Here is a 6,260-nt window from a genome sequence, read left to right as displayed (position 1 = left end):
GCCCCGCGCCCCCCAGCTGCTCGTTCCCCCCCCCACCCCCCACCCCCCGCCCCCGCCGCCCCCCCCCCAGACTTGTGTGCCGGGCGCCACTTCTCGCAGGTCCGGGTCAGCGGGTGGCTTCGGCCACCTCGACGCGAGGAGCGAAGCGCTTCTGCGACCAAACGGCCAGCGCACTCGCAACCGTTACTGCGACACCGGTTTCGATCAACAGGGCAACGAAGACCATGGCTTCCTCCTCGGATTCTCGGGCCGGCGAGAGTGGTGCCGGCTGAGCAGTTTGTCGGCGGCGGAACGTGCCGCCACAGGGCATATCGCCACCGTAAGCCCAGGTATTTCACGGTGGGGCCGCTTCAAACGGTGATCTCAGCCACAGCGCTACGCGCGCGTGAAACACGGGTGAATCCGCGGTGTCCGCGCCTCAACGAGTGGTGTGTTCGGTGCCGGGCGCCGCGGTCGGCACCGGCTGCCGGTCACCCGGCATCTGGCTCGTGGGGGCCGTCGACGGGCGTCGTTCCGAGGAGGTCTTGGACGGTGCGGTCCGCGGGCCCGGCGTGTCGGTGTCGACGCTCGGGCGTTCCGGCGGCATGGGCGAATCGGCCGAAGTACCCGACTGAGCCGGAGCCGGGGCGGGCGGTGCCGAGGGGGAGGACGGGACCGTGGAAAGACCGGGACCGGCGGGCTGGATCGGCGCCGGATCGGCGCCGAGGTGGTGACCGGCCATGAACCCGGCCACCACGAGGATCACCGCCGTCGCGGCGGAACTGCCCGCCATCGCCCAGCGCTTGCGGCGCCGCCGGATCCGCCCGCCGCGCGCGATGACGTCGGCCGCGTCGAAGCGCATCGGCGGCCCGCTCGCCGCCGAGGAAAGCACGGTCCTGATGTCGTCGTTCTCGTCCATCTCGTCACCTCCCTTCCAGACCACCGGTGCTGAACGACAGCGACCCGAAGTGCGGGCCGAGCCGTTTCCGCAGGGTCGCCAGCGCGCGTGCCGCCTGGCTCTTCACCGTGCCGGTGCTGCAGCCGAGTGCCGCGGCCGTCTCCTCGACGCTCAGGTCGTCGAAGTACCGCAGCACCAGCACGGCGCGTTGTCTCGGCGCCAGGACACCCAGTGCGTGCCGCACCAGTTCGTCCTGCTCGGTCTCGGCCCGCTCGACCGGGACCTCGGGTAGTTCGCCGGTGAGCCGCTCCCGTTTCCACCGGACCTTGCGGTGCTCGGCGAGAAACGTGCGCAGCACGACCTTGCGGGCGTAGGCGTCCAGCGTGTCGTGCCGCGCCAGCCGCGGCCACGCCAGGTACAGCTTCAGCAGCGCGGCCTGCGTGAGGTCCTCGGCCTGGTGCCAGTCGCCGCAGAGCAGATAGGCCGTGGCCCGCAGGCTGTGCGCGCGCTCGCCGAAGTACCGGGCGAACTCGCCGTCCCACGGCGAGCCCGGCCGGTTCTCCGGACGAGAGCGGGATGTCACCGGGTTACTTGACCTCCCCGATGGCGGGCAGCCAGGTGGCGCCGACGGGCCCGGCCGGAATGGCCTTGGGCACACGGTTTTCCGTCGGCCTGGATCCGGCGGGCGCCGGGGCCGGGGCTTTGGTCGTCTGCCGGTCGGTCGCGGCGGGGCCAGGGGCCGCGGCGGGCGACTCGGAGGTCGGCTGGTCGGTCGCGGCCGGGGCGGGGGAGATGGTCGGCTGATCGGTGGCCAGCGCGGTCCCGGCGGTGACGGCGCCACCCGCCAGCAGCAGCGCGCCCACGGTGAGAGCCATACGAATACGCAAGTCGAACTCCTCGGTCCTGGCGCCGCGTCGGATCAGCGGCGCCCTTCGCGGTAACTCATGCCGCCGCGTTCCCCCGGGGTTGCATCGGATTTCCGGCTAAGACACGAACGGCCAGGAAACCCGTGGGGAATCCTGGCCGCCCGGTGTTCGCCGGATGTTCAGCTCGCGAGCGCCGACAGCTTCTGCCAGTCGGCCCACTTGTAGGTCCAGTCGGCGTAGTCACCGTCCTTGGGGCCGAGCTGCTGGGTGCTGCCCTCGATCTCGACCGGGTCGCCGGGGAGCACGCCGTCGTAGTACTCCTTGGCGTTCGCCGGCGACAGGTTCAGGCAGCCGTGCGAGATGTTCTGCTTGCCCTGCGCCCACATCGACGAGGCGAGGCCGTGGATGAACTCGCCGTTGTTGGAGATCCGCACCGCCCACGGCACGTTCACGTCGGTGTAGCCGTAGCGCGGGTTGCTCATCGAGTACGTCGCGTGCTTGGACATCACGACGTGGACGCCGCTGTTGGTGACCCGGCCGGGATCGGAGTCGAGCCCGTAGCTGACCGGGTAGTCGGCGATCTGCTGACCGTCGCGGATGACCTGCATCCGGTGGGTCTGGGGATTGCCCTTGACGATCTGGGAACGCCCGATCTTGAAGCTGGCGGAGACGTCCTGCTGGCCGTAGACACCCTCGCCCATCTTGACGCCGTAGATCTTGGCGTTGACCTTCACTTCGGTGTCGGGCTTGAAGTACTCCTTCGGCCGCCAGTGCACCGATGTGTCGCCCTCGACCCACGCCCACGAGCCCTCGGTCTTCGGCGTGGTCTCCACGGAAAGCGCCTTCTCGACGGACGCCTTGTCGGTGATCCGGCTGGGGAAGGTCAGCGTGATGGGCATGGCGATGCCGTAGGTCTGGCCGTCGCCGACGTTGAGGCTGCCCGACATCTGCCGCCTCGGTTTGACGGTGGTGAAGGCGCCGCTGATCGGTGCCGGCTTGCCGTCGGCGCCGATGGCCTGTCCGGACCAGGTGTAGGTCTTGCCGAAGCCGAGTTCCTCGGTGGTCTTCCAGCTTTTCTTGTCCGGCGACGGCTGGCCCGCGACCTGTTTGCCGTCCGGGTTGGTGAGGACGACCGAGTCGATGGTGCCGTCGGTGACGCTGACGGTGACCGGTTCGCCGGGCGGGACGTCCTGCGCGCCCGCCGCCGGTTGCACGGTCACCTTCGCCGGCAGCGCGGCGGGCGCGGACTGCGTCGGGCCGCCGCCGGTGGTGCCGCTGGCCGACACCGCGGACCCGTCGCTGCACGCCCCGAGCGTCAGCACCGCGACGAGCCCCAGCACCGCGCCCGCCACTCGACGGTGCGCGGAGTTCCTGAATGTCACACCGATCCCCAATCTCCCCTTTACGACCCCAACCACCGAGACGCCTGGATCAGTCCGGACGTTGATCCCCCACGGAGTGACGAGTGTCACAATGGGCAGGAATTCCTTCACGCACAAGACATGACCGACTCCGTGCCGTATCCGGTGATCACCGGCTTCGGTGTGCGACGTCCAGAGTAGCCGGTACCGCCGACAAGATCAGTCGCGCGCGGTACGGCGGCCCGGTGGCAGTGGGAACCGTTGGTCCATCCGCTCGATCACGGGGTTCAGATTTGGCCAGATCCCGGTAGGCTGCTCTCAGGCCGTCGTTTTGCGTGTTAGTGGCTTCACACTCGCGGAACTTCTGACGCGAGCCGCGGAGCCGACACGCTCTTCGCTCGTCTCGTTGGAACCGCCCGGGACGGTCGGGGTGCCGCTTCGGTGGCATTCGAAGCGGAATCTGTAACGAGGAGTACAGCGGTGGCGCAAGGCACTGTGAAGTGGTTCAACGCGGAGAAGGGCTTCGGCTTCATCGCGCAGGACGGCGGCGAAGGCGACGTTTTCGTGCACTACTCGGAGATCGAGGGTCGCGGTTTCCGCACTCTCGAGGAGAACCAGCGAGTGGAGTTCGAAGTCGGCCAGGGGCAGAAGGGTCCGCAGGCCCAGAAGGTTCGCGCGATCTGAGTCAGGCCCTCGGCGTTATCCAGGCCTGAGAAAAGGCCCCCGGTGTTCGCACCGGGGGCCTTTTCTTGTGTGTTGCTGTCTCGTGTTCCTGGTTTCGCGCGTCAGCGCCTGCCCGCCACGGGCTCGTCGAAGGCGCCGGCGGGGAAGTGGAACTCGTCGGTGAGGGCGGCGTCGACGTCGGACTGCCGGTGGTCCTGCGCGGACGCGGCCTGGCTTTCCCAGGAGAGCCGCTCGAGGATCCACTCCTGGGCGAGCGCCTGCGGCGAGATGTTGCGCTCGCCGGCGATGTCCTTGAGCTGCTGGCTGGCGATGAGGTTCATGCGCAGCTGGTAGACCTGTGCCTCGCCGAAGCGCTTGCCGCTCCCGGTGGTCTCCGGGGCGGATTCCGGTGCGAGCGCGGCGAGGTAGCTGGTGAGCTCCTTGTCCTCCTCGCCGACCTCCTCGGCGGGCGCGGCCTTGGTGCCGTCGCGATGGCGACCGGACGACACAGCCTTGAGGTTGGTACGGGTCCCGAGACGACCAAACGATGGAAGAGGCACGCCGCAACGATAACGGCGAGGTCTCGGAAACCCAACCACTGTGAGCCACAACACACCGAATGCCGTAACACCAACAGCCCAACCACCCCCCACTCGGCCCAGCACCCCCACCCCTCCGCCCTAACCCTTAGCAACCCCAAACAACAAAACACCGAGCAACTAGGCCGACAAACACGATCAAGGTGACCAAGGGCTTTCGCCAGGGCCGCCAGGCCCGACGCGAAAAGGCGACCACGCTGGTTCAGGAACCGACCGCACCGTGGGGGTCCGGGGGGCTCGGCCCCCCGGGTAATACGCGCGGGGGACCGTTTGCGAAGGGCGAGGAACGAGCCCGAGCAAACATGGAGAGACCCCCGCGCCAGGGGGAGGAACGCGGGGGTCGGAGGGGATCTCCACAGGCGCTGACCGGGGGTGTGTCAGCACGTCTAGTGTTGCACGACTTCCGGGGTTGGGCGAGTGGAAGCCGGGAAAATTCCGTTGCTGGTGTCCACTCCGTCGTGGTCTGTTGTTCATTTACGGGTCCGGGGTTCTCCTGTCGTGCTGGTTGCGCAGCGTTGAGCGGAGTGTGGCCTCAGGTTCACTCTCCGGGGGGCTGTGTGTGGCGGCCGGCGCTGGTTAGCCTCGCGGCCAGGTCGTTGTGAGCCGATGGAGGGGCAATGGGCGGGTCTGCGGAAGTGCGGCAGTTCCTCCTCCGGTACGAAGGTGCCGATGGGGGGAGCGCGACGTTCGCCGGTGGGTTGCCGGCGCAGCGCAGTAGTGGTTCCGACACTCAGCGGGTGTCGGATGATCAGGTCCGGCGTGCGCGTCTTGCGGTGGCGAATGGCGCGCTCGGGGTGGAGGACTGTGTGATGTTGCTGGACATGCTGGGGCTGACGCTGGACGACGACGGCCAGGCGCCGGTGCAGCGGTGACCTGGCGGGTCTGACGGTCTTCCTGGTGGGAAACCCGCTGCTTGCGGCGGGTTCCTGAAAGTGTTTCACCGATTCTCGTAGTGGTCGGAGTTCCTTGGCGTACGTTTCATAACAGTGTTACAGTTCCTGTGGTGAAAGGAGCTGACATGGTCACGAGCGACGGGACGATCGAGCTGGCGCGCCGGATCCGCCCGGTGGTGCAGGTGCTGGGCGGGGGGTTCATGACCTCGCCGGAGCTGGCGGAGGTGGAGGCCGAGGCGGGCTTGGCGCCACGGACGCTGTACCTCCGCGGGCGCTCGGCCGTGCTCGGGGACGCGCCGCCGAAGGTGGTCGCGGAGCTGTTCGGGATCTTCCCGCGCTGGCTGTTCGAACTCACGCTGCCGCCCGCGATCGAGGCCCTGCCGGCGCCCGCCGCGGTGCGTGCCTACGCCGAGTCATCGGCCCGCTGGTCCCGGGGCCATCTTTCGGGTGTATCCGAATCGGGACGCCTAGCGGACCTTCTGTTCCGTTTGGTGGACGGCGCCGACGCGAGCGGCCTCGCGCTGTTCACCGGCTGGCAGTCCGCCGAGCGGCCGGCGGGAGCGGCCGAACGGCTCGGATTCGCGCTGATGGTGTTCCGGGAGCTGCGCGGCGGCCTGCACTTCGCCGCCTTGCGCGCGTCGGGTCTCACGATCCCGGAAGCCGTGATCGCCGACCCGGAAGGTGGTCGCGAGCGGCTGCTGCGGACCGCGTGGTCCGCCGAGGACGCCGACGCGCTGATCGCGTCCGCGTCGGCGAAGCCGGATCTGGCGGACCGCTGGCGCGCCGCCGAGCGACTGACCGACGAACGCGTCGGCGAGCTCATGGCGGCGGTACTGACGGAAGCCGAACGCGACGAACTCGCGACACGCGTGGCCGCACTGGGCGAACTGACGGCCGTTCCGGCATGATGGGTGCTGTTCCCGCAGGTCCCAGCCCTGCGGTGCGCTAAAGGAACCCCCTGTGCAGGCCGGGTACGGCGTGCCCTATGCTTGTAATCGCTC

General features: G+C 68.9%; 8 protein-coding genes. 3 read left to right on the top strand and 5 right to left on the bottom strand.

Translation table 11 applies throughout. The features are described from left to right. Positions 1–418: 418 nt before the first annotated feature. From ACFWX1_RS15355 to ACFWX1_RS15340, 4 genes are all read right to left on the bottom strand, one after another. On the bottom strand, positions 419–898 hold the full coding sequence (locus ACFWX1_RS15355) for a hypothetical protein (RefSeq protein ID WP_378387639.1): 480 nt from the start codon (positions 896–898) through the stop codon (positions 419–421). A gap of 4 nt (positions 899–902) precedes the next feature. After that, positions 903–1,460, bottom strand: coding sequence for a SigE family RNA polymerase sigma factor (locus ACFWX1_RS15350; RefSeq protein WP_378387638.1), 558 nt, complete (start codon positions 1,458–1,460; stop codon positions 903–905). 4 nt (positions 1,461–1,464) lie between these two features. Beyond that, positions 1,465–1,752, bottom strand: a complete 288-nt coding sequence (locus ACFWX1_RS15345; RefSeq protein WP_378387636.1) for a hypothetical protein — start codon at positions 1,750–1,752, stop codon at positions 1,465–1,467. 170 nt (positions 1,753–1,922) lie between these two features. Continuing rightward, positions 1,923–3,125 (bottom strand): Ig-like domain-containing protein, encoded by a 1,203-nt coding sequence (locus ACFWX1_RS15340; RefSeq protein WP_378387634.1) that lies wholly within the window; start codon positions 3,123–3,125, stop codon positions 1,923–1,925. Between the two features lie 459 nt (positions 3,126–3,584). Here ACFWX1_RS15340 and ACFWX1_RS15335 point away from each other — a divergent pair, with 459 nt between their 5' ends. Then, on the top strand, positions 3,585–3,788 hold the full coding sequence (locus ACFWX1_RS15335; RefSeq protein ID WP_003097368.1) for a cold-shock protein: 204 nt from the start codon (positions 3,585–3,587) through the stop codon (positions 3,786–3,788). Positions 3,789–3,889: 101 nt separating this feature from the next. On the opposite strand, the gene ACFWX1_RS15330 is transcribed toward ACFWX1_RS15335, so the two are convergent. Continuing rightward, positions 3,890–4,327, bottom strand: coding sequence for a hypothetical protein (locus ACFWX1_RS15330; protein ID WP_378329707.1), 438 nt, complete (start codon positions 4,325–4,327; stop codon positions 3,890–3,892). Positions 4,328–4,983: 656 nt separating this feature from the next. Between ACFWX1_RS15330 and ACFWX1_RS15325 the strand changes: the two genes are divergently transcribed. Next, positions 4,984–5,238 carry a hypothetical protein gene (locus ACFWX1_RS15325; protein WP_378387632.1) on the top strand — a complete coding sequence of 85 codons (255 nt, stop codon included), beginning with the start codon at positions 4,984–4,986 and terminating at the stop codon, positions 5,236–5,238. 146 nt (positions 5,239–5,384) lie between these two features. Then, on the top strand, positions 5,385–6,167 hold the full coding sequence (locus tag ACFWX1_RS15320; protein ID WP_378387630.1) for a hypothetical protein: 783 nt from the start codon (positions 5,385–5,387) through the stop codon (positions 6,165–6,167). Positions 6,168–6,260 lie beyond the last annotated feature (93 nt).

Origin of the sequence: Amycolatopsis sp. NPDC059021 (assembly GCF_042739895.1) — a bacterium.
Classification (GTDB): domain Bacteria; phylum Actinomycetota; class Actinomycetes; order Mycobacteriales; family Pseudonocardiaceae; genus Amycolatopsis.
This window is presented reverse-complemented; position numbering and strand designations above follow the sequence as displayed.